General features: G+C 46.9%; 26 protein-coding genes. 22 read left to right on the top strand and 4 right to left on the bottom strand.

Annotation, left to right across the window (positions count from 1 at the left end; translation table 11 throughout):
* Positions 1-26 precede the first annotated feature (26 nt).
* The 4 genes from L696_RS0119670 to L696_RS0119655 all read right to left on the bottom strand — a co-directional run bounded on the left by L696_RS0119670 (position 27) and on the right by L696_RS0119655 (position 3928).
* Positions 27-698, bottom strand: coding sequence for a 3'-5' exonuclease (locus L696_RS0119670; protein ID WP_025685158.1), 672 nt, complete (start codon positions 696-698; stop codon positions 27-29).
* A gap of 242 nt (positions 699-940) precedes the next feature.
* Positions 941-2827, bottom strand: a complete 1887-nt coding sequence (locus L696_RS0119665; RefSeq protein WP_025685157.1) for a 5'-nucleotidase C-terminal domain-containing protein — start codon at positions 2825-2827, stop codon at positions 941-943.
* Between the two features lie 193 nt (positions 2828-3020).
* Complete coding sequence (locus tag L696_RS0119660; protein ID WP_025685156.1) at positions 3021-3446, bottom strand: ImmA/IrrE family metallo-endopeptidase; 426 nt, start codon at positions 3444-3446, stop codon at positions 3021-3023.
* An 11-nt stretch (positions 3447-3457) separates the two neighbouring features.
* Positions 3458-3928 carry an XRE family transcriptional regulator gene (locus tag L696_RS0119655; protein ID WP_025685155.1) on the bottom strand — a complete coding sequence of 157 codons (471 nt, stop codon included), beginning with the start codon at positions 3926-3928 and terminating at the stop codon, positions 3458-3460.
* Positions 3929-4207: 279 nt separating this feature from the next.
* Between L696_RS0119655 and L696_RS0119650 the strand changes: the two genes are divergently transcribed.
* From L696_RS0119650 to L696_RS0119540, 22 genes are all read left to right on the top strand, one after another.
* Positions 4208-4684, top strand: a complete 477-nt coding sequence (locus L696_RS0119650; protein WP_025685154.1) for an ArpU family phage packaging/lysis transcriptional regulator — start codon at positions 4208-4210, stop codon at positions 4682-4684.
* A 362-nt stretch (positions 4685-5046) separates the two neighbouring features.
* Positions 5047-6018: a hypothetical protein gene (locus L696_RS0119645; protein ID WP_049827454.1), complete on the top strand. Its 972-nt coding sequence runs from the start codon at positions 5047-5049 to the stop codon at positions 6016-6018.
* Positions 6019-6028: 10 nt separating this feature from the next.
* Positions 6029-6247, top strand: a complete 219-nt coding sequence (locus tag L696_RS0119640) for a YqzN/YkzM domain-containing protein (protein WP_025685152.1) — start codon at positions 6029-6031, stop codon at positions 6245-6247.
* Between the two features lie 2 nt (positions 6248-6249).
* Complete coding sequence (locus tag L696_RS0119635; protein ID WP_025685151.1) at positions 6250-7716, top strand: phage tail sheath family protein; 1467 nt, start codon at positions 6250-6252, stop codon at positions 7714-7716.
* Positions 7717-7779: 63 nt separating this feature from the next.
* Complete coding sequence (locus L696_RS0119630; RefSeq protein ID WP_025685150.1) at positions 7780-8187, top strand: phage tail tube protein; 408 nt, start codon at positions 7780-7782, stop codon at positions 8185-8187.
* A gap of 65 nt (positions 8188-8252) precedes the next feature.
* Positions 8253-8687 (top strand): phage tail assembly chaperone, encoded by a 435-nt coding sequence (locus L696_RS0119625; RefSeq protein ID WP_025678604.1) that lies wholly within the window; start codon positions 8253-8255, stop codon positions 8685-8687.
* Between the two features lie 177 nt (positions 8688-8864).
* Positions 8865-10784, top strand: a complete 1920-nt coding sequence (locus L696_RS0119615) for a hypothetical protein (RefSeq protein ID WP_025685149.1) — start codon at positions 8865-8867, stop codon at positions 10782-10784.
* Between the two features lie 39 nt (positions 10785-10823).
* Positions 10824-11462 (top strand): LysM peptidoglycan-binding domain-containing protein, encoded by a 639-nt coding sequence (locus L696_RS0119610; protein ID WP_025685148.1) that lies wholly within the window; start codon positions 10824-10826, stop codon positions 11460-11462.
* Positions 11459-12439: an XkdQ/YqbQ family protein gene (locus L696_RS0119605; RefSeq protein WP_025685147.1), complete on the top strand. Its 981-nt coding sequence runs from the start codon at positions 11459-11461 to the stop codon at positions 12437-12439. The genes L696_RS0119610 and L696_RS0119605 overlap by 4 nt, the downstream gene beginning before the upstream one ends.
* Positions 12432-12839, top strand: coding sequence for a hypothetical protein (locus L696_RS0119600; protein WP_025685146.1), 408 nt, complete (start codon positions 12432-12434; stop codon positions 12837-12839). The genes L696_RS0119605 and L696_RS0119600 overlap by 8 nt, the downstream gene beginning before the upstream one ends.
* Positions 12832-13290 carry a DUF2634 domain-containing protein gene (locus L696_RS0119595; protein ID WP_025685145.1) on the top strand — a complete coding sequence of 153 codons (459 nt, stop codon included), beginning with the start codon at positions 12832-12834 and terminating at the stop codon, positions 13288-13290. The genes L696_RS0119600 and L696_RS0119595 overlap by 8 nt, the downstream gene beginning before the upstream one ends.
* Complete coding sequence (locus L696_RS0119590) at positions 13290-14441, top strand: baseplate J/gp47 family protein (RefSeq protein WP_025685144.1); 1152 nt, start codon at positions 13290-13292, stop codon at positions 14439-14441. The genes L696_RS0119595 and L696_RS0119590 overlap by 1 nt, the downstream gene beginning before the upstream one ends.
* Positions 14442-14556: 115 nt before the next feature.
* Positions 14557-15108 (top strand): YmfQ family protein, encoded by a 552-nt coding sequence (locus tag L696_RS0119585; protein ID WP_425339336.1) that lies wholly within the window; start codon positions 14557-14559, stop codon positions 15106-15108.
* Between the two features lies 1 nt (position 15109).
* Positions 15110-17725 carry a hypothetical protein gene (locus L696_RS0119580; RefSeq protein ID WP_025685142.1) on the top strand — a complete coding sequence of 872 codons (2616 nt, stop codon included), beginning with the start codon at positions 15110-15112 and terminating at the stop codon, positions 17723-17725.
* Between the two features lie 12 nt (positions 17726-17737).
* Entirely contained in the window at positions 17738-18349 is a 612-nt protein-coding gene (locus L696_RS0119575) for a hypothetical protein (RefSeq protein ID WP_025685141.1), read from the top strand.
* Between the two features lie 20 nt (positions 18350-18369).
* A complete protein-coding gene (locus tag L696_RS0119570) occupies positions 18370-18636 on the top strand; it encodes a hypothetical protein (RefSeq protein ID WP_025685140.1) in 267 nt (88 codons plus the stop codon).
* Between the two features lie 44 nt (positions 18637-18680).
* Positions 18681-18809 (top strand): hypothetical protein, encoded by a 129-nt coding sequence (locus L696_RS32380; protein ID WP_280740285.1) that lies wholly within the window; start codon positions 18681-18683, stop codon positions 18807-18809.
* A gap of 61 nt (positions 18810-18870) precedes the next feature.
* Positions 18871-19425 carry a YmfQ family protein gene (locus L696_RS0119560; RefSeq protein ID WP_081750766.1) on the top strand — a complete coding sequence of 185 codons (555 nt, stop codon included), beginning with the start codon at positions 18871-18873 and terminating at the stop codon, positions 19423-19425.
* The gene (locus L696_RS0119555; RefSeq protein WP_025685138.1) at positions 19426-20970 is read left to right on the top strand and encodes a pyocin knob domain-containing protein; all 1545 of its coding nucleotides are present in this window, start codon (positions 19426-19428) and stop codon (positions 20968-20970) included. It abuts the gene before it with no gap.
* 279 nt (positions 20971-21249) lie between these two features.
* On the top strand, positions 21250-21696 hold the full coding sequence (locus tag L696_RS0119550; protein ID WP_025685137.1) for a phage holin family protein: 447 nt from the start codon (positions 21250-21252) through the stop codon (positions 21694-21696).
* A gap of 134 nt (positions 21697-21830) precedes the next feature.
* Positions 21831-22796 carry a glycoside hydrolase family 25 protein gene (locus L696_RS0119545; protein WP_025685136.1) on the top strand — a complete coding sequence of 322 codons (966 nt, stop codon included), beginning with the start codon at positions 21831-21833 and terminating at the stop codon, positions 22794-22796.
* 767 nt (positions 22797-23563) lie between these two features.
* Positions 23564-25219, top strand: coding sequence for an ABC transporter substrate-binding protein (locus L696_RS0119540; protein ID WP_025685135.1), 1656 nt, complete (start codon positions 23564-23566; stop codon positions 25217-25219).
* Positions 25220-25233 lie beyond the last annotated feature (14 nt).

Here is a 25233-nt window from a genome sequence, read left to right as displayed (position 1 = left end):
CCGGAACGGGCCGGGGTGCTATCCGCCTAACGGTCCTTAAACAGGTCGGCGAGATTGCCGAATGGACTGTACTGCTCCTGTTCTTCTTCCGGTGTAGAGTATACGAGCTTTGAGCCCCGGCTTTCTTCATCGTCAGAAGCGTTATGGGTTAATGTGATACGATCAAAATGGTGCATGAAAACCTGAGCGGTATTCACTGCATCGTCCAGCGCACGGTGCTGTTGACCGTCAAAGTCAATGTTGCACAGCTCCAGCGCCTGGGACAAGCTCAGCTGACGGTACTTACCATTGGAGCCAAACAGACGGGAGATTTGCTTTTGTATATCATTCGTATTATGAATCCAATGGAGGTCCACATGATGGGTGCGGCAATGGGATACGAGCTTCTGACGGTCATCCGGCCCCCATGCACACAAGTAATAGGGTGAGTCCGTTCCGAGCCATGCGATAAATTGCTTCACAGCTTCAGGGAAGAGCGGGGCCGCATCAATGTCTCGTTGAGTAATACCGGTAAACTGCACGGTATCCGTAGACAGCACAGGCCGATTCGAAGGTCTGACAAAGCTGTGAAACGTGTCTGCAACGTACAGGCCATCGTCTCCCTGCATGACCTTGACGGCACCAATATCAATGATTTCGGAGGAATATCTGGCGTTACGGCTAACGGTAAACTCAAGATCATAAATAATGTATTGCATTTTTGTGCTCCTTCCACACATATAACTGATCCCATTGGAGAACGGGATGGATGTTTTCTGCCCGAATGGGTCTTCTCCATCATACCTCTCGGTTCACAACTTGTCAGCGTCTAAAAGGCTGGCTTTTGAAAAAATATGCGATTCCAAATGAGTTTGGACTAACGCATAAAAATAACCTCCTGACATACAGCAGCGTCCGAAACCACTGGGATTTCGGACGCTGCCTTTACAAGCTTATTGAATTAGGCCGGGAGGTCAAGCTTTTGCCCCGGATAAATGCGGTGAGGATTTTTCAGCTTGTTCAGCTTTTGAAGCTGTTGCCAGGTGAACCCGTATTGGCGGGAAATGTCATACAGTGTATCCCCGGACTTTACAATATACACATGGCTATTTGCAGCTTGCGCAGAAGCCGTTGTCTGCTGTGGCTTCGCTGTTTGAGCTTTGGCTGGTGCAGGTTTCGCAGACGGGGTAGAGACCACTTGCGGTTCTTCCTGCACAGGTGCCGGTGTTGCGGTTGGAGCAGATGGTACAGGCTGGGCAGCAGGAACGGAAGCCTTGCCGTCTGCTTTGGCTTCTTGAATGCGGCCGTCTGCTTGTACTTGCAGGCTGGCGGAGCCAACCTTTTGCATGTAGCGAATCAGCGCCTCGTCAAGCGATCCGAACATACCTGCCTGCGGATATTTGGCGAACATTGTATACTGATCTCCGCCTACAGCCGTAAAGTCATTGGTTGCCAGTGTGTACGTGGCATCAGGATCAAGCGTTTTTCCGCCAATCAGGATGGAATGGACGCGGCTCCCCTTGGCTGCTGATGTATCTATTTTAAACGAGATCCCCGATACCTGTGGAAAACCGCCGCTTGGCTCCGGATAGGAGGCAGTGCCATTTTCAAGTGCTGCCTGAATGTCGGAGCCTTTCACTTTCAGGGTAACAATCTGGTTGCCGAAGGGCAGCACAGTGATGATGTCTCCCTTGGTTACTGTTCCCGTTTTGATGGACGCCCGAATGCCGCCGCCGTTGGTCAGGGCCACATCTGCCCCTGAAATATCACGCATGGCATCGGTGAGCAGGTCGCCAAGATTGGTTTCACCTGCACGTACCTTTTCACGCGCTCCTTCCAGATTCACACTCGTTTGTGCTACAACCTCTTTGAGGATAGGTTCCTGTTCCTTCTGAACAGAGGCGATCAATGTAGCCATTTCAGCATTGGGCTGAACATCGACTGCTTGCGTCGAATCAATCAGCTTCGCTTGTTTTTGGGTAACCTTACCGCCGTCAACCCATAAATCCACAACGCCCAGATATTTCGTATATTCGCCCGCGCTTGCAATCAGTGTACCATTGTCAGCGACCAAGCCTTTTTCCAGTACGGTATGACTGTGTCCATCAATGAAAATATCAATGCCGGGCACTTCCTTCACGACCTTAAGGCTCGTGTCTTTGCTGGATGCATCCTGTCCCAGATGACCGAGGACCACGACAACATCCACTTTACTGCGGATTTCATCTACAGCCGCTTTGGCTTCAACAGCAGGATCGGTGAATTGAATGCCCTCGACATTTTTAGGATTCGTTTTGTATGCCGTTTCGGGTGTAGTCAGGCCGATAATGCCAATTTTAACGCCATCTACTTCTTTAATGACATAAGGCTGGAACAAACGTGTTCCGTCTGTTTGCTTAATGTTGGCACTGAGTACCGGGAATTGAATTTCCTTACTCAGCTCCACAAGATGCTTCCAGCCGTAATTAAACTCATGGTTGCCTGGTACCATCGCATCATAGCGAAGCTTGTTAATTACTTTCACGATGCTCTCGCCGTTGACCAAGGTAGCGAAGGTCGTTCCATGAACCGTATCTCCGCCATCCAGCAGCAGCGTATTGGGATTGGAAGCGCGGTACTGGTCAATGATGCCTGCCAGCTTGGCGAAGCCCATTTCCTTGTCGTTAGCGACCACGTGGGCATGGGTGTCGTTCGTATGTAGGATGGTGATGTGTTTCCCGCTGACCGGAGGAGTTGCACTTCCCGCTGTTCCCGTACTGGCTGCCGGGTCTGCTGCTGCTGTTCCAAGACATCCGAGCAGGAGCGCGGCGGTCGTCAAGATGGACGAGATTTTTTTCCATGAATTCATGTTGTTCTTTCAACCTCCTATAAAATGAATGAATTAGAGAAACCGCTTACGTCCACATTTTATCAGAAGATTGTAAAAATAACTTCTATTTTATATAAGAGCAATGAAAATTTTTTTATATATCGGTTGTTAAAGCCATCGTGAAATTACCTATATTGAAGAGGAAGTAATAAACAACAATTATATGTGAGAACTAATGTTCTGTTTTAGGGTCAATAAAAAGGATAGCCTCCTTGGGCAGACCGATCCGGGATAAATAGTGCTCCTGCGTTTCGTCAGTAAGCGGCGGTTGTCCTTCACTGAGCAAAAGCACAGCAAACCGATTGGCTTGCATCTCAAATTTGCCGGGGCAGAAATAGGAATGCTCTTCCATAAAAAAGCGGCTGACGCCTTTATGAAGTCGGTCATGCCCCAATTCATGCGCACAGACGAATCGTTCCCACTCCGGTGTAAGCCCGTTGTGGATGACGATGAATCTCCTGCGTAGCTTGCGATAGTACAGCCCTTTGGTTGCGGGACCCAGATCGCTGTAACGGATATGGATACCCAGAGCTTCCGCAATATCGAAGGGGCAGTTCGTACGGTATTTTCGGACGAGTTTGTGAATGAGTTCGTTCATGCGCTCACCTGCTATTCCTGATCACTGCCCGTTGGGGGCGATTTGGATTTATGCTTGTTCATCTGTTTGGCTTCCCAGAACAGACCTGTCAGCACATCCTTGATCCGTTGACGATCTTCTTCATCCAGCGGAATGCCGTCGAACATCAATTCGCCGTCTTCCTCCAGCATTTTTTTAAAATCCCGGCGGTCTTTGGAAGTAGCCCATTCCGGTACGTTGGAACGATAGGACTCGTGTGAATGCTGCTCTACTGAATCATCGTCTCCCCAATATCCGGCGTTCTTCATCATCTCGGTATACGATACACCGAGCGCGTCCGCTATTTTGCGGAGAGTAGAGGGCTTGGGTACGCCACGCAGTCCGTTTTCAATACGGGAAATTTGTGAATTGCTGATGCCAGCCACTTCTGCCAATTGGTTAATGCTCCATTGCTTGTGCTCACGCTGCTGCTTTAAGTATGTTCCGAATGCTGGTTGTTCCACAATGGCGACCCCCTTCTGCAACAGAATAAAAGATTAGTTCCATTATACCATTAGGCAAATAGTAAAAGCACGTAATATGCCAAAAGGCATAGAAAAATAAAGCGAATATCCTGTTTTTGAAGCTAGATCGCTTTTTTTGCCGATGGATAGCTATCCTAAATAATGTTATGTTATACTCATAATACGAACAAAAGGGGAACGAATTGTAAACGTAAGAGTTGTACGATTTAAAAAAATACATCATTGTCAAAAGGCATAAGATAAGGAGTGTTGCTTTACATGAAAAATAACTTACCCGAATTAGACAGACGCAAAACGCAGAACGCACTGGAGGGGGTATTTGAAAAATATCGGATTTATAAAACCATTACCTTTATGGACCGGGAAAGTTTCATTACTGCCGGCTATACGGATCGCCCGAACGGCCCGACGAATGTGACCAGCGATCCAACGGCACGGACAGCCGTATATAATGTAGATGCTCCTGCAGCTCGTTTGGCTTATTGCGAAATGGTGGATGTCGTAGTCGGCCGTTTGAATGAACGCGAACAGTTACTCATCCGTGAGCGCTATTTAAAGGATGACGATGTGTTCGACTACAAGGTTTACAATTATGTGCTCGATCCGCCAGTAAGCAAAGATACGTACACGAAAATCCGCACCCGGGCTTTTTACAAAATGGCGCTTGCACTGGCGGATCAAGGTGTTTTGAATCTGGCTGGCTTACAGAAGGGCACGGATCGAAAATGGGGGTGATGTAATAATTATCCATTCGTTCGCATTTCTATTTTAATATCATTTCTTAAAAGGCTTTGATTTCCTGTAATAGCAGGGGTCAAGGTCTTTTTTATTAACACGAACATACGTTCTCAAAATACCACCCAACTTCATCCCTAGTCTCTGCTTTTATCGTCCTTTTCCCCGGCAACGCATTCGTTATAAGGGTGTAAGATTATATCATCGGGAATCAAGACAAGAGGACATACCGAAGACACACACAGTCAAAAGTTAGCCGGCCATCAGGGCCGGTTTTTTCATGCGGTTGTCGTCCCTGTCGATTCCCGGGAATTCGTTGAATAGAAAGGAGGAGTCGTGTTGCCTAAGCAAGGGATGCTGCAATGCATGAGTACGAGGCTGCGCCGGATGAGAACACGAAAGTGGAAAAAAGCTTGGGTAAGCAGCCACAACATGCGAGTGCAGGATGCGCAAAGGTGGCATGCCGCAGGATGAGACAAGCCTTTAAACAAAAGCTCATTGACATTGTTCCAGCGCTTCAAGGGCGCGTATACGATGTTCAGCCACCGTCGCAGACGGCAGAGGAGCCGTACGCCGTTATGGCGCTGGGCGAGGAAATTTGGAAGTCGTCCTGGGCCGGATATCGGCAGGTTGTCCGCATCAAGCTGTACGCAGGACAAGCCGGGCTGGCACAGGCCGATGTATGGGCGAACGCCCTGATTGCCGGACTGCACCGGGAACCGGTGACAGGCGAAGGCGAGGACACGTCGGCTTTTACCGCGCACTATTTGGGCGTGCGGGATGCGGAAAAGCTGGATACCGTTACGGGCAAGGCCTACAGAACGCTACGTTTTGGCGTGTATGTGCCTGAAACGGAGGGTAGTCCGGCGGCCGCTCCGGCAAACGGTGTTGCACAGCCGGATGAATGGCTGACGGCGCTGACCCGCTGGACGCAGAAGCAGTTGGGCGAGACGTGGTCGGTGTACGCCGATGCATGGCCCGCACAGCCGGGACGGCATGCGGTCTTATGGCGGCTGAGCGGCTGCGAGACCAGGATGGCGGGAGCCTCGATGTATGAACTTCGCAAACGGTTCATCGGGCACGTTATTGCCCCGGACACTGCTGAAGAGAACCGCGCGGCTTCCGCGCTGGTCGAGGGCTTTGCCGCCCAAATTCAGCTTCCTCTGGATCAGGAGAAGGGCCGTTACATGTCTACGTCAGAAGCTTCCGCAGATTTGCAGGCGGATGCGATTTTGGACGGTCAGCTCCGGCTGACGCTGGTACAGCGACGTATGCGTCCGGCTGAGGAAGCGGCGTTAATCCGCAGAGTGGAAATTCATCCTATTTTGAAATGAGGTGGTCCGAGTGACCTTGGAAAACAACGAGCAGGCCCCGGTCAATGCCGGGCAGGAAGCAAGCGGCCCCCGCTATACGCTGAAGGAGCTTAAGGAGCACGCGGAACAATTGTTTTCCGTGAAGGAAGAAGTGCTGGCAGGCGCCTTTTTTGGCACACAGGACAAGCTGTTCACGGTAGCAGAAGCACACACTAAAATCGAACAATTTATGAAAGCGAAGGTGGATTAATTATGGCAGGCGGAACATGGGAAAACACGAATAAACCAGTATTGCCGGGTTTGTATATGAATTTTCAGGCAGCGGCGGCTTCAGCAATTCAAGGTGGCTCGCGCGGTACGGTCGTTGTACCGGTTAAAGCCAACTGGGGTCCTGTACGTGAGTTTGTAGAGATTGGTAGCGAAACGGCGATCAGCCAAATCTTTTCGAATGACAGTCTGGATGGAGCAACAGCGTATTCTACGCTGTATCTGGCTCTGCTGGGTGGACCGAAAAAGCTGTTGGCCTACCGTTTGGCAGATGACACGGCTGCACCAGCAACTGTGACGCTGAAAAGCGGCGGTGAGGCACCAACCGATGTGCTGCGCTTGCAGGCTTTGTACACAGGTAGTCGCGGTAATGGCTTTGCCGTAACGGTACAGCCAACCTTGGGTGACGAGCAAGCCCGTGAGGTGCGTCTCTATGAGGGCACTAAGCTGCTGGGTACGTATAAAGGCAGCGACGGTACGGCTGCTTCGATTGCCGAAGCGATGAACAAGAACAGCGAAAATGTATGGGTGAAGGCCGAGGTTGTCGGTAATGGCGGCATTCCGGCGGATGTCAGCGGCGTACATCTCACTGGCGGCAACAGCGGTAATAGCACGCTGGTTAACGCCGATTATATCGCGATGCAGGAAGCGCTGGAAGGACAGGAATTTAACGTCCTCGCGCTCGATTATGCAGCCGATCTGGCCTTGCTGCAAAGCTTTGCCGCGTGGATCAAGCGTGTCCGGGGCGAAGGCAAGGGCGTTATCGCCGTGTTCGGTGGTTCTGCGGCAGATGATGTATCCAAAACCGCTGTCAGCTTGGCCTCTGCCCGTTCTCTGGCGCTCAACCATGAAGGTATCGTAAACGTGGGTACTGGCGTGCGTCTGGCAGGTACGGACTACAGCTCCGCTCAAACGGCTGCTTATGTAGCCGGACTGATCGCAGGTCAACGTCTGAATCAATCCGCCACATATGCGGTGACGCCTTTTGAGGACGTGACCCGCCGCTGGACACGCTCCGAGCAGGAGCAGGCTGTCCGTAATGGTGTCTTCCTGCTGTTCTTCGACGGCCGTCAGGTCAAAGCGTTGCGTGGGATCAACAGCTTGGTGAACCCGGCTGCTGGACAAAACAACGCATGGAAGAAAATCCGTTCTATTCGTGTCATGGATGCTATTAACGCTGACTTGCAGCGTGCAGCCGAAGAGACTTACATTGGCAAAATCAACAACACGGTGGAAGGCCGTCTGGCTCTCATCGGTGCGATCAAAGAATACCTGGCACAGCTGTCGCTAAGCAACGTGATCGAAGCCGATGGCTACGATGTCATTCTCGATCCGGCTTACTATGGTGATGCGCCAGTTATCAAACCGGAGCCGGATCAAGTGTTCCTGCAATGGAACGTGAAGCTGACCGACGTGATGGAGCAACTGTTCGGCACATTTTACGTGCAATAAGAAGGTCGTGGAAAATTAGAAATCCAAAACTATATTATGGATCATTTTGAGGAGGAAAAATAAATGTTGGATGCTTCAAGAGTCATTTTAGGTACGTATGGTCAGGCATATATTGACGGGGTTTGGCAGACACATGTCAACAAGCTAGAAGCCAGTGTGGAAATTGATAAAAGAGAACTGAATTTGGTAGGTAATACCTGGAAAGTGCATAAAAATGGAGCCAAAAAAGGGACTGGGACAATGAGTGGTTACAAAGTAACTTCTGATATGATTCGTCGTGGCTTTGCAAAATTCGATATCATTTCCAAGCTGGACGACCCCGAATCTTTTGGACATGAGCGTGTTCGCTTGATTCGCTGCATGCCAGATAAAATTCAGTTGGCTAACTGGACCGCTGGAGAAGAAGTACCGGAGGAAACGACATTTACCTTTGAAGGCTACGAGCTTCTCGATCCTATCGTAGCTGAGTAATTTATTGCTTAATAGTGGGCCTGGAGTAATCCAGGCCTAATTAAAAAATATTAGGGGGATATAAAATGAGCTTGCCAGAAAACATGTCAGAAGAACAAATTTTAGATAGTCTTTTTGAAGCCGCAGACAAATTACCAGAGGAAACTGTTCGTATTCAACGCTTGGATATGCTTCTCACACTTCGTGGCTTAACATCCAACAAAGTCGATAGCATCCGTGAGCGTTGCACAATTCGTAAAACAATTAAAGGCCGTGTGGATGAAAAAGTAGATACTGAAACATTTAATGCGCTGCTTATCTCTGAAGCTACGGCTGGACTGGAAGTCAAAGGCCTCCAAATTAATGGATGGGGTGATCCACGAATCACTAGCCGTCTCAAATTGTCCGGTGGTGAACAGGCAGTACGTCGTATGCTTTTGGCTGGTGAGTTGGATGCGGTGGGTGACAAAGTTCTGGAACTATCCGGCTTCGGTGTGGAGATTGATGATCTAAAAAACTGATTCGCTCCGGCGGGATGACGACGCTGCTGTATCATTTGTGGATACGGCATCATCTCCGTCCCGGAGAGTTTTGGGCCTTAAACAGAGGAGAAAAATCCATGCTAATCGCATTTGCGCAAGAGGAACTGGATGCATTATCCAAACAAATACAGCAATGATACGTTAGGAGGTGAATAGATGGCAGGATCAAGTAGCTACAGAGTTAATATTGTTACAGATGTAGAGGATTTGATCATTACAAACCGGGAACTTAAAGCCACAAGTCGTTATATTGAGCAGATACAGCGACTTTCTGATCGGCTAGGGCGCGCTCGTTATCAGAGCTTGATTAAGCTTAATACTGAACTCAAGTATATGCATAGGCATCTAGGTAACATTTACAGTCTGGCTATTCGTCTTAGTCGCCTGCGTATTATGCCAAAAGTCTTTCTAATTGACAAGGCCACTCCAGTGCTTGAAGCGCTCATCAGAAAGCTAAAAAGTCTTAAGGATGTCTACATTGTTGCGCGTGCTAAAACGGGCATTGATCAAGAGGGTACAAATAAGAAGAAGGCTAGGGGGGGCGGCTCTGAGGGGAACAATTTAAATATCTCTAATATTGTAGAGAAGACTGTTAGCGTTACTGCAAACATAGAGATAAAGGATCCTAAATTTGACTTTAACTTTAATTATGATATCAAGGTTAAACCGCCGAGATTGAATATTAGAGTGGCGGCTCCAAAGTATGCGCCTAAGATCAATGTGAAAACAGGCCCCATTCGAGTTTCTCCCAGAATAAAGGTGATTTGTGATTGTTGTTGTGGAAAAAAAGGCGGCCGCAAAAGAGACGCTCCTGAACAAGACGGACCTGATCGTAAATACAAAAAGAAAGACAATAAGAAGAACAAAAAAAATCCTGGAAAAAAACCAGGGTTTTCTGATTTGTGGGAAAAGGTAAAGAGTCTTTTAAACCCAAAACCAGGCTCTAAGCCTACCAATAAGCCGGGAATTCCAGGGGGACGGCCGACTCCAAATGGAAATAAGGGAATGTTTGGAAAAATCTTTGATTTCGGAAAAAAAATACTTGGCGAGAATCCGGGCAATACGCTTAAGAAGCTAGGCAAGGGGGCTATGAAGGGGGGCAAGAAGTTACTTGGGCCATTTAGCTGGCTTTTAGATGCTGCAGACATTGCTGCAGCGTCGCCAGAAGAACGACCGGCTGCTATTACATCAGCGGTTATAGGAAATGGTTTTACCGAAGCTGGTTTAGCTATTGGTACAATGATTGCTCCAGGTATAGGTTCTGCAATAGGTGCTCTTATTGGTGCAATTGTAGGCGTTATAGTAGATAGTTTAGCAGGTGAATGGTTAGCTCAAAAGTTCTCTGAAATGAGTAATTGGGTCGGGGAAAAAACTACTTCTGCAATGGACTGGGTTGGCGAAAAAGCCATTGGTGCAAAGGACTGGATTGGCGAAAAAGCTACTGTTGCAAAGGATTGGGTTGGCGAAAAAGCTTCCCAAGCAACGGATTGGATGAGTGATAAAGCATCTGATGTAAGTAATTGGTTTTCCAGTCAAACAGATAGTTTGAAAAATGACTTATCCAATATATTTGGTTATTCAAAAGAACCAGAAAAATCACAACCTGCTGTATCTGTAAATGAGATCTCACAAGCTTATAATCCCGCTTCCACCACACCTGGGATGTCGTTAGCTCTGTCAAGATTTCCTTCGGTAGATCCGGGACTGCCGTTACCATCTTTTATCCAGGATATCCAAAACCGTTCCAAGGTAACTCAAGGCATGGGGCCAGGTGGTTCACAGGCTCCTACAGCGAATGGAGGAAAACCTGCTCCGCAGCTCGTGCAAATAACGGATGAGCAAATGAGCAGCTTTTCAGGTTTTCTCAAGGATTTCAAGACAGAAACGAACAATCAAATCAGTGTAACGTTGCCTCCAGGGGCAGTACAGGTAACAGTCAAGGAAGATTCTATTGATTTTGACGCGATGGCGCTTCAAGTAGGACACCGGATCGTAAATGAGGTGCGACAGGCAATTATTAATAGAGGTGGAGGGGACAATAGCTCCCTTAAAAAGGGTAAAGCTGTACTAACCTAACGTAAATCTATCATAGTAGAAAGGAGGGGGGCCATGAGTATAGACTTTTTTTTGATTAATGGTAGAAGTGTATTTCAATTTCCAGTTAATCCTGAAGAGGTTAACATTTCACGACAAAAGGGATATGAGACAGTTACGATGCTTACACACGGAGAATTTGATTTCCCACAAGGAGAAAAGGTGAAAGAAATCACCTTTTCTTCATTTTTTCCCAAGGTGTATGATGCATCTTATTGCCGTTATAAAAATATTCCTGATCCTAATGAAGCGATGAACAGGTTAAATGCAATGTTAAAGGCAGAGAATCCGTATCAATTTATTATTACGAATACACTCATTAATGTTCCTGTTTTTATCATTGCCCATAATACGACCTTTCGTGGAGGAGAGTCAGGGGATATCTATTTTGAAATTACTTTGCGTACATGGCGTGAACCCAAAATAGCATTACGAACTGGAAGCTCTCCCCAAAAAGTGAACTCAAAAACCCTTCCACGTACGGATCTTAAAGTCAAATCTAAAACGTATACTGTCAAGACAGGGGATTCGCTTTCCAAAATTGCAAAGCTGGAGTTGGGAGACAGTTCCAAATGGAAAAGCATATATCAAATGAATACAAAGGTCATAGGCAAGAATCCGAATATGATTAAAGTGGGTCAAAAGCTGGTGATGCCATGAGCTATCAGGTGATACTTCAAGATAGATATGATCTTACCCCCTTGGTCGAGAAAATAACTTTAAAAGATGCTCTTAATCAAATTGCATATCAGGCCAGCATCCGAGTAGCTGCTTCAAATGATATGCCCACGATTACTCCGGGAATGCCTATTCGTGTCAGTGGAATTCCATTTGGGAAAAATGTGAAGGTACCGCTACTCCACCCGGCTGTTGTGTGGGAAGTAGAGAGCTCTAACAGCGGTACAAAACGTTTCTCTCTGGTGGTATATGATCGGACGATCTATTTGGATAAATCCGAGGACGAATATTTATTTACCAAAGGACAGACAGCCACACAACGGTTGCGCAAATACGCGAAGGATTGGAAGTTTCAGGTCGCCTCAATACCTGATACGAAAGTACAGTTAGGCAAAGGTATTTATCGTGCCCAGACCCTATATTCCATGATGCTTGCTGATTTGAAAGAGACAGCAAAATTGGGTGGAGATTTGTACCAGTTGCGCATGACAAGTGCTGGATTAGAGCTATTTAAAATCGGTAGCAATCCTTCCCCCTACGTTTTAGACCGATTTATTGATCTTACTCAGTTGCGGACACTTGAGGGAGCTGTAACTAAAGTCAAAGTGATGACAGCCAATGAGAATGTAGGAAGCGGACAAGAGGTGCCATCTAAGGTGCTGGCTGTAGCAGAAGGGGATACTAAAGCGCTAGGTACTTTGCAAAAACTGGTAGAGGATGATCAAGTGAAAGCAGCTGGTGGAGCCAGTAAGCTTGCAAAAAGTCATCTGACTGGAATTCAGGAAACTTTTACGGTTAATTTACCAGATATTAATACCCTACGTGCTGGTGAAGCTGTAATGTTACAAGGGTTGAAGCTGATCGTTACATCAGTCAGTCGGGATTTGGGGAATCCTGGGAATATGACTTTAGAGCTCGCTTCCTTCGATATGGTTAAAAGGAGGTATTTTCTTGAGTAAAGACCCCTATGGTGCATTTGTAAGTGTAATGCAGTCGTCTATGGCGGGACACACCCGGCAAGCGCTGAGTGGAGTGGGCGCGGTACTAGGCACGATTACCTCCACGGGAATCAAGCTGGACGATTTTAAACATGAGCTTCAGGATTATCTGGTCGCCGAGCTGCCGGGATTGCTGTCTGTACCGCGTCATATGTACAAAGGAACCTCAACCGCAGTAGAGTCGGAGAATTGGGAGGGCAAGGAGCTGAAAACTTCCTTTTATATCGGGGAGGACGAGCTGGAGGATGTGAATCTGAGCCTGAACAAAGGACTTAAACCCGGAGATCGCGTACTTGCGGTTCGGGTGAATAGCGGCAACGATGTGGTTGTGGTGTGCAAGGTGGTGAGTGGACGTGGCTAATTTATTTCCCGAAACGGATGATATGATTTGGACAGATATTACGGACCCGGCTGTGCTGGAGGATAACCGGGCGGTATTTGGACGAAGCTGGCGGTTTGATTTTGAAGCCGGAGAATTTGTTATGAGCCCTAGTCGTAAAATCGTGACTATAGGTGAAAAAGAAGCCTGGGTGCAGTGGTGTGAAAAAGCAATTCGTACCCCCCGCTACCGTCATGTGATCTATTCTCCCGACTATGGTAGCGAGCTAGAGGAACTGATCGGCAGCAGCTATGGGCACGGTGTGCAGGAAAGTGAAATCAAGCGAATGGTCACCGAAGCGCTGCTGGCAGATGCTCGCACGGCTAGTGTGGATCAGTTTACGTTTAGCTGGGAAGGCGAGGCGTGCCATTTTAGCTGCCAGATTACGAATGTGCGAGATGAAACGGAAATTGTGGAAAGTGTGGTGATCTAATGGCAGACTTACCGGAATATTTGGTAGACCAGACGGAAGAGGAAATTTTAAGTCGTATGCTGGAAAAAGTGCCTTCGGACATTGATAAGTCCGAGGGTTCTTTTATTTGGGATGCGCAGGCACCGGTGGCATTTATGCTCTCCGAAGCGGCAATCTGGGCACAGGAGCTGCTGCGCCGGGGCTTTGCCAGTACGGCGGCCAGCGATAACCCGGATTTTCGCTCGCCTGAGCTGGATCTGCGAACAGCAGAGCATGGAGTGACACGGCGGGAAGCGGTTGCTGCCTCAGGTATGGTCACGTTCACGGGCACAGCGGGAACGACCGTCCCGGCGGGAACCTTGGTGGCGACCCCGGCAGATGATGTATCGGGGGAAGCTTCCATTGAGTATGCGACCACGGCATCAGTCACGCTGGATGAGCAGGGTAAAGGAGAAGCGGCGATTCGGGCAGTCAATCCCGGTCGCAGCGGTAACGTACCCGCGGGTGTCATTCAGGTGATGGCGAGCCCAGTCAGTGGTGTTTCCTCTGTTATGAATGCGGAGGAGACTAAAAGTGGCACGGACATTGAGAGCGACCAGCTGTTGCTGGAGCGTTTTTATGCCAAGGTGCGGAACCAGGGCACGAGCGGCAACAAGGCGCAGTACACGCAGTGGGCGAATGAAATCGCCGGAGTAGGCGGCGTGGAGGTTGTTCCGCTGTGGAAAGGGCCGGGTACGGTGGCTTTATATGTGCTGGACACGGATAAACGTGCTGCCAGTCCGGATATCGTCGCTGCTGTTCAGAAGTATATTGATCCGACTCAGGATGGGCAAGGCGAAGGGCTGGCACCAGCGGGGCCTGTGGTGACGATCATGCCAGCGACAGAGGTGGAAATTAACATCTCGGTCAAGGTACAGCGCACCAAAGAGAAGCCGTCCACACTGGATGAAATCAAAAAGCTGATCGAAAGCGGTGTCCGGACTTATTTGAAGCAGCTTGCTTTTTACAAGGAAGACCCGTTGGTACGATATACCCGGATTTCTGCTGTTTTGCTGGACATTCCGATTATTATTGATTTCTCTGAGCTAAAAATCAACGGACAGAGCAATCAAAATATTGAAATTGGATCAGGTCAGGTGGCGGTGCTGGGGACGGTGAGCGTCAGTGAGTAATGATAAAGCGAACAGTTTTGAAGATGTTTTCAATAACCCAATCCAGGGAAACGATGCCAACTATAGTGACTCTTTTGCTAATCGGGTAACTATAGCGGGAGATACAGAGGGCCAAATGAGCAGCTTGCGGGGACGCGAGCTGCTTTCCTATTTGCCCGCCTACTATGAAACCTCACGTGTGATGCGTTCAGATATGGATGCTAAAGGAAGCGAACTGGACTCCTTGTATCTCGCAATGGATGCAACGGTGGGACAGTTTTTCGTACGTACCGCCACGTGGGGATTGGAACGCTGGGAAATGGAGCTGGGTATCGAAACCGACCTGTCAAAGCCATTGGATCAGCGGCGTGCAGTGGTGGAATCGAAGCTACGAGGGGCAGGAACTTTTTCCGGCCGGCTTGTAAAAAATGTAGCCGAGGCGTATGACGGAGGCACGGTAGATGTTACTTTTCGACCTGCCGAATGGGGGTTCACCGTCAAATTTATAGATACGATCGGAATCCCGCCCAACGTGGAGGATCTGAAGGCAGCCATTGAGGAGATCAAGCCCGCCCACATGGAGGTGGAGTACAAGTTACGCTACCTGACCATTGCCGAAGTCGAGTCTATGACCATCTATGAAAATGAACATACAACACAGGATAGATATTTAGGAGGTGGCGCGTAATATGGCAAGCGAAAAAACACCAAATCTGGGCTTAAATCAAATTGACCGCACGTCGCCCAAAACAACGTATTTTGATCTGGAGAAGTATTTGGATCAAAACTGGCGCGCTGTTGATGATTTTGCAGGTGACGTGAATGATGGTGTGGATGCGATTAAGAAGCGGTTGGATACGACGGAGCGTAAGGAGGTTACGCTGGAACCCGGGGTGCAGATACTTAACGCTGTTAAGGCGGCTCCATTTTCTTTGTCCGGAATAACCGGACGAATGCTGGTTAACCTGCTTGGGCGCGCAGGTTCTGGTGACCAAATCGGTAGCCTTTTAGGTTGGGAAGCTGATCTTGCAGTTGATACATCTAATAAGGTGCAGGGTACGGGATCTATCAAGGTCACTGCAATGAACGCTTCCGGCGTGTATAACGTGTACAGTACCGGATTGAAGCTTACTGGTGGAAGGTACTATATCGCCTTGGCTGACGTTAAAAACATCAATGCTTCAAACAATATCTATGTAAACTTTTCTACAGGTGGTAATAAGGCACTCAAGCAGTCCGTAGATAAGAGTCAATTTGTAACGATCTATACAAAATGTGCACCGGCAAACGATACTACGACAAACCTGGAAGTTTCATCGATTTCAACAGCAACTGGTCAAGCTTTTTATGCAGACGCTATTCGTGTCTATGAGGTTAGCGCTTCAGAATATGCTGCGCTGGATAGCATGACCGCCGAACAGGTAGCTGTCAAATATCCATACGTGGACAGTGTAATGCCTGTGCGTAATCCGTATGCGATTCGATATGGGGAGAATTTATTGCCTCCATTTTATGAATGGATAACAACAGGTCATAAAATATCAATTGATTCGCCATATTCTATTGAGGGAGAGCTTTTGAGCGGAGCAATTGGAACGGATGCATACGCAGTTATTTATCTTGATGTAATTCCGAACAAAGAGTACACGATTACCAATCCGACTGAAAGCACAGGTAAAGTACGGATATCCGTATTTAACACCGCAGGAACACGTATTCAAGGTATATTTATTAATCCTGGTGAATCACGAGTTATAAAGATGGATGCATCTGCTGTTCGAATTGGTGTGAATGTTAGCGGAGTTACACAATACACGAATGAATTTGACGTTGATGCCTGGAGTTGGCCTGTAGGTACGAAACGTAAATTTTACAATCCAATTCTCAACACCGGCAGTACAGCAAAGCCATTCAAGTCACGTGAAGATTCCATGATTGCGTTGCAAGCAAACCTGTACGCTGATCCGGTTACTGGCGCAAATGCTGATACTGTATTCGAGCGTGAGGGGCAGTATTTCAAAAATAAAAAGTGGCAAGGGATGACACTGGATGGCTCATTGCCGTGGGTTTACTTCGCGTCAGCGGCAGGGTATAAGGTTGTTCGAATACCTGTCTCTAATGGAGTAGTTGACAGTGAGAGGATAACAAAGTTCGACGGTAAGCTGGTTCAGCATGTTTTCCCACTGAGTGGGCCGGATCAATCCCATCTTAGTCCTGAATCCGGTGTTGTGGGTCTGTCCATCTCTAGTGCAGACAGTGGATGGGGAGACAGCTACACACCTACAGTGGACGAGATTAAGGCGTATTTTATGGGCTGGAACATGTATTATTGGAACGGTACGTCTGCTGAGATTTTTAATAACCAAGGACCAAAGAGCTGGAGGAAGATCAACGATCATGGATCAACAACTTCGGTTTTGCCAACAACTCAAATAGACCCAGGGTTGAGTAAAGACGGTAGGGCTGTATATTGGGAACCATATCGACTCGTATATCAACTCGCAACACCTACAGTAGAGCCTATTGTTAGCGAAGGGCAGCTAACGCTTACTGATGGAGACAATCTGATAGAAATCGGTTCGGGGATTGTATTGCGGGAACGAGCGTCAGTCTTTGAATATAATAATACGGCCTTTATTGGGGCTAAAGCGCATGTTACCAGTTATTTGAGCACCCCATCAAGAAAAATACTAGGCGTCTATGCTAATGGCCGAAAAGATTCGAAATGGAGACTTACTACTGCCTATGATTGGGCTTACGCTGAGACTCCATCCACCAATTACGATAAAACAGTAACCTATACGGTTTCATTTTTAACTCTAGCTCAGTCACCTGTAGTTTCAATCAAAGGCTCATACGCAATCAACGAAAAGACCTTGCTGCTTGATTTGGTAGACAGCGTGCAGCAAGCTAATTCGAGGGTGTCTGTGCTGGAGAATAAGAAGGCGGAAAAGGACAATCCTTCGTGGATCGTACCGACTTTGCTCAATGGCTGGTCGAACTATTCGTCAATACTATCTCAGATTGGGTACTATAAAGACTCTGAGGGGCTTATACACATGAAAGGGGTTTTAAAACTCGGTACGCTTAACACCGCTATGTTTATTTTGCCGCCCGGATGTAGACCTAAATTGAGTCGTGTTTTAGTAACTGCTGCTAACACGGACACGCAAACTGATGTGTTAGGCCGTGTGAATATTAACAGCAACGGTTCCGTTACCCCGTTACCTATAAACGGGATAAGTATGATGCAAAACGGATGGATTAGCTTAGATTCTATACCGCCATTCCTAGCCGAACAATAAGGAGGAAAGCGCATGAAAGCAGTACCTAAAGTAAATACAGATGGCCTCTATCTGGAGGACGAGTTGGTGGACGATGCCTTTTCAGGCGTCGTCCCTTTTTATACTTCATCTTCGCTCACACTATCTGATACAGACGAGCAGCTAGACACTTATCAGCTTACTATCGATAGTTCGAGTGCTATAGATGAAGCAAATTCAGAAAACATCCCTGCTGGCTATACCGTCGGTATTATAGTGCCACGGGGCTTATACCATCCTCGTTTTGATATCCAAGGCTGGCTGGCTTATGAAGCAGAATACGGTGAAAAGCTGTTAGAAGCACAAAATGCATACGAGCAGATCAACAAAGAATCACAAGCTTCATTTCAGAAGCTTCATGATGAATGGCAAAGCAAACCGGAAAACGAACGTGGGGACGAGCCTGTCTATCTTGCCCAGGCCTTTACGTCTCCAGAGAGAAGAGACCCCACGACATTTTGGAGTGAAGGCTTAAGCGAGGAAGCAATTAAGGAACTGATACAAAAAGCGGAGCAACAGCCAAGTGAGACAGATCAATTGAAGCAGCGTATTGCAGATCTGGAAGTAACGCTGACTCAGCTTATGCTGGGCACTACAGGGAAATAAACGGAGGTGAAATCATAACCATGGCAGCTTTAACAGAGGCTCAATTGCGTATTTGTGCTCATGCCTGCATCACCCGCTGTGATCGGGGAGAGGGCGACGTAGCTACGATCATTGGAAGCTATGTTTTGGATGAACAACAGCGTGGGAAGGTAATGGAGATTATTTTATCCAAACGTTCTGATCTGGTACCGGGTAACGTAGAAGATTCGTCATCTGTGGATGTTTCGAATAAGCAGGGAGAAACGGTTAAATGGTATAGCTCTATTTTCCGCAAGAAAACAGTATAGCGAACAGAACAAAAAAACAGTCTGAACCCAAAGGGGGGACGAGCATGTGTAAAAGAATGAATCCGACCATGACTGATCGTTCCGAGCCGAAAATGAATAAATGGAGTAATCAGCATAAAAGGATTCAATTTGGTCAGGCGACGGAGCAAGGGATGGTGATCGTCGGTGTATAGTGATGGATTGAACAATAATCAACACAATATACAGAGTGTAATGAAGGATATCAAAAGTCAAATGCGCAGTGTGCGAGGACGGGAGCTATTCTCCTATTTGCCTGCTTATTACGAAATCTCTCGTGTTATGCAAGCTGATATGGACGCAAAGGGTAGTGAATTGGATGCTCTATATTTTGCATTGGATGAGACATTGGCCCAGTTTTTTGTTCGCACTTCTACATGGGCGCTGGATCGCTGGGAGAATGAACTTGGTATTCCTGCTGATTTGAAAAAGCCGCTGGAGCAGAGACGTTCGGTCGTAGAATCGAAGCTCCGTGGGAGCGGCAAATTTTCGGGCCGACTTGTTAAAAATGTAGCTGAGGCGTATGACGGTGGCGCCCTGAATGTTACCTTTCAACACACTGAATGGGGATTCACGGTCAAATTTATAGATACTATTGGTATTCCTCCAAACCTAGAGGATCTTAAAGCAGCAATTGAAGAGATTAAGCCGGCTCATTTGTCTGTAGAATATGAGTTTAGATATTTGTTAATTCGAGATATTCATGAGAAGAAGATTTTGAGGGAAATGGAACAGACCATATTGTCTAAATTTGCAGGAGGTGTTCAATAAGTGGCTAGTAATACAGACTATTTGAAACTACTCAAAAAGGACCCTATTATTGATGGTAATGAGACTTTTAATATTCAAACTATGTTGAACGATAACTGGGATAAAATCGATGGGGCAGTTGGGGCATTGAAGGAGGAAGTTGCACATCTGGACCCGGAAATTCCAGATGCGACCACTACTAATAAAGGTGTAGTGCAGTTGAGCAATGCTACGGATAGTTCGTCAGAGCAATTAGCTGCTACGTCGAAGGCGATAAAATCTGTTATGGATGCTGTGAATGGTAGTCTAAAGAAGGCTACGCAGATTCCGCCAAATGTGGATTTAAACAATTACAAGTCGGAGGGAGAATATTATTGCCCGATCAGTGCCGATGCGTCCACAATGGGCAATATCCCGGTAAAAGAAGCTTTTTATTTAAAGGTTAGTCCTGCCGCGGGAGCTATTCAATTTTTCTCCACGTTTCCTCCCAACAATCAAAGACTTTTCACGCGTAGTTTCTACTCCTACGATAATAGATGGGGTCCATGGAATGAAATAATGTACAATAATACCTCCTATTTGGAGATGCGTAAGGGTGCAACTACAGCAGGTCCTGCTTATATTGACTTTCACACTAGCGGTAATGATGTGGATTTTGACTCACGTATTATCGCATCTAATGGGACGAAGCAAGTAGGGGAAGGAGAGTTAACTTTACAAGCAGGACGTGTGGTTACGACAGGACAAGTTTGGATTGCTCAAAATACGAATTTTGGCGCTACATCTAACTTGAAAGTTCCTATTGGAGATAACGATACAGGCTTTGATTGGGTTGCTGATGGGCAGATTGACTTATACTCAAATTCACAAGTACCAGCCCGACTGGTAGGTGGCGACTTTCAATTTAAAAACACAGACGGTAATTTCGAAAGTTTAAAACAAGCGATACAAACGGTAAAGCAATCTGGCGCTAATGCGAAACAGTCCGTGGTGGATAGCATTAACGCCAAAAGAGGAAGTGCATCCACCGCAATGGACTGGGGGCAAATTGTAGATGCAGTAAAAAATATATCCCCAGTCAAATCCAGTATAAACCAGTCGTATGAAATAGCGAATAGAAAGCAAGAAGCAGGTAGTGTGTATTACGGTCCGAGATGGTTTACCTTCCCGGCAAACACAACTATGATTTCATTTACAGCTACGGATACGACAGGCTCATATGAATTTATACGAAGAAATTCGGGAACTTTTGATGGGGGAACCCCATTAATAAGAATGATGGATTCTAACGGAATTACATTCGATATCTTAACAATTGCTAAAGGAGGTGCTGGAAATGAACTTAGAACAGCAATAAGATCATGGACATTTGATGCAAGGGCAAGGGAAATTACTATAGTTTGGTATGAGCCTAGAGTGTCGGTTTTCGGAGTACCTGGAAACTTTAATATTAATAAAGAATTTTATTTGTTACCAGGCGCTATTATGGGATCAGTTGATAATAGTAATCCAGATACTCCAACGGTTTATGGCTCAGCATTAAAAGGTAATCTACTGTATATGTAGGTTTAAAGGATTACCAACTATCCTAAAATTGGATTTTTTATTCTAAAATGTATATTTAAATATCCCATCAATGAAGTGGCCAGCTAGTGGCATCCATAGTAATGATTAAGCTTTCAATATGTTGGGCATACATTTCATCATCCATAAATTTGAAAAATTAGCAACCAAACAAAAATATAATTATAACAGATACGCCTCACAACGGAGTGTGTCTTTTGTGCCCTTGATTACCTCAAGGGGACATTCATTTTACACCTTGGTTCAAAAGGGGGAACAAGCATGCATGAAAAGGTCGATCAGATTTGGCTGGGGTTTTCCACGGGGACCCTGATCGGTTATTTTTTCGGGGGGTGGACGACGATGTTGACGTTGTTGTTATGGATGGTCATTATCGACTTTTTTACCGGCTGGGCGGCGGCCTGGATTAATGGAGCATTGAAAAGCCGAGAGGGCTATTACGGTATTTTCCGTAAGGTTACGGTGTTTTTGATGATTACGGTAGCTCATCTGATCGACGGTATTCTCGGGGATGCACATTATTTCCGGGATGCCGTCGTTTTCTTTTATTTGGCGAATGAACTATTGTCGATTATTGAAAATGTGGGTCGAATGGGAGTGCCGATGCCGGATATTTTGCGAAATGCGGTAGCCATTTTTGAATCCAAGTCGATCGGGGAAAAGAAAAAGCCAACAGACCCCTCCGACAAAGGAAATAAAGCTTCATAAGGTGAGCAGAATACACTCTTGCCCCATTTTCAGCATCAAGATGGAAGGGCCCGGACCGCTTCAATGGTCCAAGCATAGTTATAACAGTAACATCAACGGCTACAACATTATGGATGACAAGGAGGGATCGCCTTATGCAAAATCGCAGTCCTAACGCTGCCGAAGGCATTGACGTGTCCCGGTACCAGGGAAATATTGATTGGAAACGTGTACGAGCCAATGGCAAATCGTTTGCCTTTATTAAAGCGAGTCAGGGGCAGCGTTACGTAGATCCGACATTTATCACCAATGCAAAAGGGGCCAAGGCAGCAGGGGTATTGCTGGGGGCTTACCATTTTGTAGATGCAACCAGCGTTGACATGGCCAAAGCGGAGGCCAGACATTTTGCCGAGGTGCTGGATCAGGTTGGAGGCGCGAAAGCGCTGGACTTTCCTGCGGTCATGGATTATGAGAACAATCCGGGGGGACTTAGCTCTGCCGCAATCCATGAAGTAGCTATGGCGTTTTTGACAGAATTTGAAAGGGTAAGCGGTCGCAAGCCGATGGTATATACGGGGAACGCATTTGCGGCACATTTCAAGGCGCCGCTGGGAGCCTATAAGCTGTGGATTGCGCGCTATAGCACACGAGTGCCCAGCGATACCACAGCATGGAAGCAGTGGGACTTCTGGCAATACAGCGACAGCGGACGGGTTGATGGGATTCAAGGACCTGTTGACCTGAATGTATATACGGGAACAGAGGCCGAGTTGCGCCAAGCTTTTGCAGGAGAAGAGGGGGATGAGCCGATGACAGCAGAGGAAAAAGCGGCATTTAAAGCCTTGCAGCAGCAGGTTGCCGCACTTGAAAACAGCAAGGATGTGCTCAAACAGACATTGAACGAACAGAGCGCTTATATTAAAAAAGTGGATCAGCGAGTAGCTGACCTGGAAACGCGTCAGGCGATACCAGTGCCAGCTTGGGCAAAGGAAGCTGTAGCCGCAGCCGTTGCCTTTAATCCGGCAAGTCCGATTGTGGATGCGAAGCTGCCGAGCAGTTATGATTTTTATCGCCTGCTTGTAGTCTTGAACCGTCTGGGTGTGTTTAAGAAATCGTCGTAAACTACTGAACAAACAGGAACCAAGTGGGGAAATTGGATCTTGCAAAGAGGACGCGAGCAGATGGTAGAGCCGCGTTCTTTTTCATATATTTGTAGTTACTTTCCTGTGATATTAACTAACATCGCTCTCCGAAAACATGCGGGAATTTTAAAAAAATCTATGAAAACGCTCTTGTCTACCACCTCATTTTATAGTAAAGTATCCAGTAATCACTCTCCATTCATGTAATCGCTTGTATATGCTGTGAGTATATATGACATTTCTCACTATGATTCGACAAAAGCTGAATGCTTGGAGACAGCAATCTTCCTCATAACCTCACAGACCATCGCATCAGGTACGAGACTTTAGGCATACATCACGGAGGCCGATTGAATTGAACCACAGGGTGTTGATATCTACTTCTACATATAAAATTACCTTACACACCTCCTACCTATGAAATAACTTCCATCAGAGAAAATGATATCACTCGGTAATAGGATGAAAATGAACTTGATTCCGTTAGACTTACTCGAAATAATGCACATGCGACCCGGAAGCAGTTTTTTCTGCTGAATATAAAGGGGTTATTCGTTTTAGCCATTCAGCGCAATTACTCGCTTATACCTTACGATATGTGAAAGCTATTTGCTGTATAAGCTTACGTATCTGTGTGTCATGAGATTTAATTTGGACGCTGTGTCCATTAGATCATAGAGGTTATCTGGACATTCATCCGGTATCAACGAACTAACAATATACGAGGTGTGAAAGGGGTTTGCTGCATGAGCAAAAAGTACGCAAAAAACAAAGCTTGGACCATTCTGCTGGTACTTGCGTTAGGTGCTGTTCTGGCACTTTCCGGCTGTGGAGGTTCCAATGAAGGCGCAAAACCAGAGGCGGGAAAAACGCCGGGCGGAGCGGGCGAGGGCGTGCAGGATACGCTGATTTATGGACGCGGCGGAGATTCCGTGGCGCTGGACCCTGCGATTGTGACCGAAAGTGAATCGCTAAAAATCGGGATGCAAGTGTTCGACACCCTGCTGGAATACAAGGAGAGCACCACGGAGATTCAGCCAGGGCTTGCAGAGAGCTGGGAAGTATCACCGGACGGACTGATTTATACGTTCAAGCTGCGCCAAGGTGTAAAATTCCATGATGGAAGCGACTTTAATGCAGAAGCCGTTGTATTTAACTTTAACCGCTGGTCTGATCCGAAAAGTCCATACAAATTTGAAGGGGACTCGTATGATTATTATGATTCCATGTTCGGGCCTGAAGGAAGCAGGGTGATTAAGGAGGTCAAAGCGGTAGATGCGAACACTGTTCAGTTTACACTGACCAAGCCGCAGGCGCCTTTTTTACAAAATATCGCTATGCCATCCTTTAGTATCGCCAGCCCAAAGGCTATTCAGGAGAAAAAGGCTGACTTCAAGAGCAATCCGGTCGGTACGGGACCCTTTGTATTTAAGGAATGGAAACGGAATGATACCATCACGCTGGAGAAAAATCCAAACTATTGGAAAGAGGGACAGCCGAAGCTGTCCAAGGTCATTGTTCGTTCTATTCCCGACAATACCGCGCGATTTAATGCTCTGCAAAACGGGGAGATTGACCTGATGGAGGACCTCAACCCGGACGATGCGAAGCAGCTGGAAGGCAACAATGAGCTGCAAAAAATTGAACGCCCATCCTTTAATGTGGCATACATCGGATTTAATTTGAAGAAAAAGATATTCAATAACCCCAAGGTGCGTCAGGCGCTTAACCATGCGGTGAATAAGCAGGCTATTATTGATGCGCTATTTGCGGGGCAGGCGAAGCCTGCGGTCAATCCGATGCCGCCTACATTATGGGGGTATAACGATAGCATTCAGGATTATACCTACGATCTGGATAAGGCTAAAGCCTTGCTGGCGGAAGCGGGCTATCCTAATGGGCTTACCGAGCCGTTAACCTTTTACGCGATGCCTGTATCTCGTCCGTATATGCCGGACGGCAAAAAGGTAGCGGAAGCCATTCAAGCTGATTTTGAAAAAATAGGTGTGAAAGTGAACATCCAATCGCCGGAATGGGCCACTTATCTGGATGATGTCAAGGCGGGGCAGAAAGATGATCTGTATATGCTGGGATGGAACGGGGATAATGGCGATCCGGACAACTTCCTGTACACATTGCTGGACAAGGATACGATTCCAGGCAATAACCGCAGCTTTTATGTGAATGAGGAGCTGCATAAAATATTGGTGAAAGCTCAGGTTGAGGTCGATCAGGATAAGCGTGCTGAGCTGTACAAACAAGCGCAAGTCATTATTAAACAGGATGCGCCATGGATTCCACTGGTTCACAGCACACCGCTGATGGCGGGCAAAGTGAACCTCAAGGGTTTCGTGCCTGCTCCTGGAGGTATGGAATCGTATAGCAGCGTTTATTTTGAATAGTCCAAATAGCTCAA

Source organism: Paenibacillus maysiensis, assembly GCF_000520815.1.
GTDB lineage: Bacteria > Bacillota > Bacilli > Paenibacillales > Paenibacillaceae > Paenibacillus > Paenibacillus maysiensis.
This window is presented reverse-complemented; position numbering and strand designations above follow the sequence as displayed.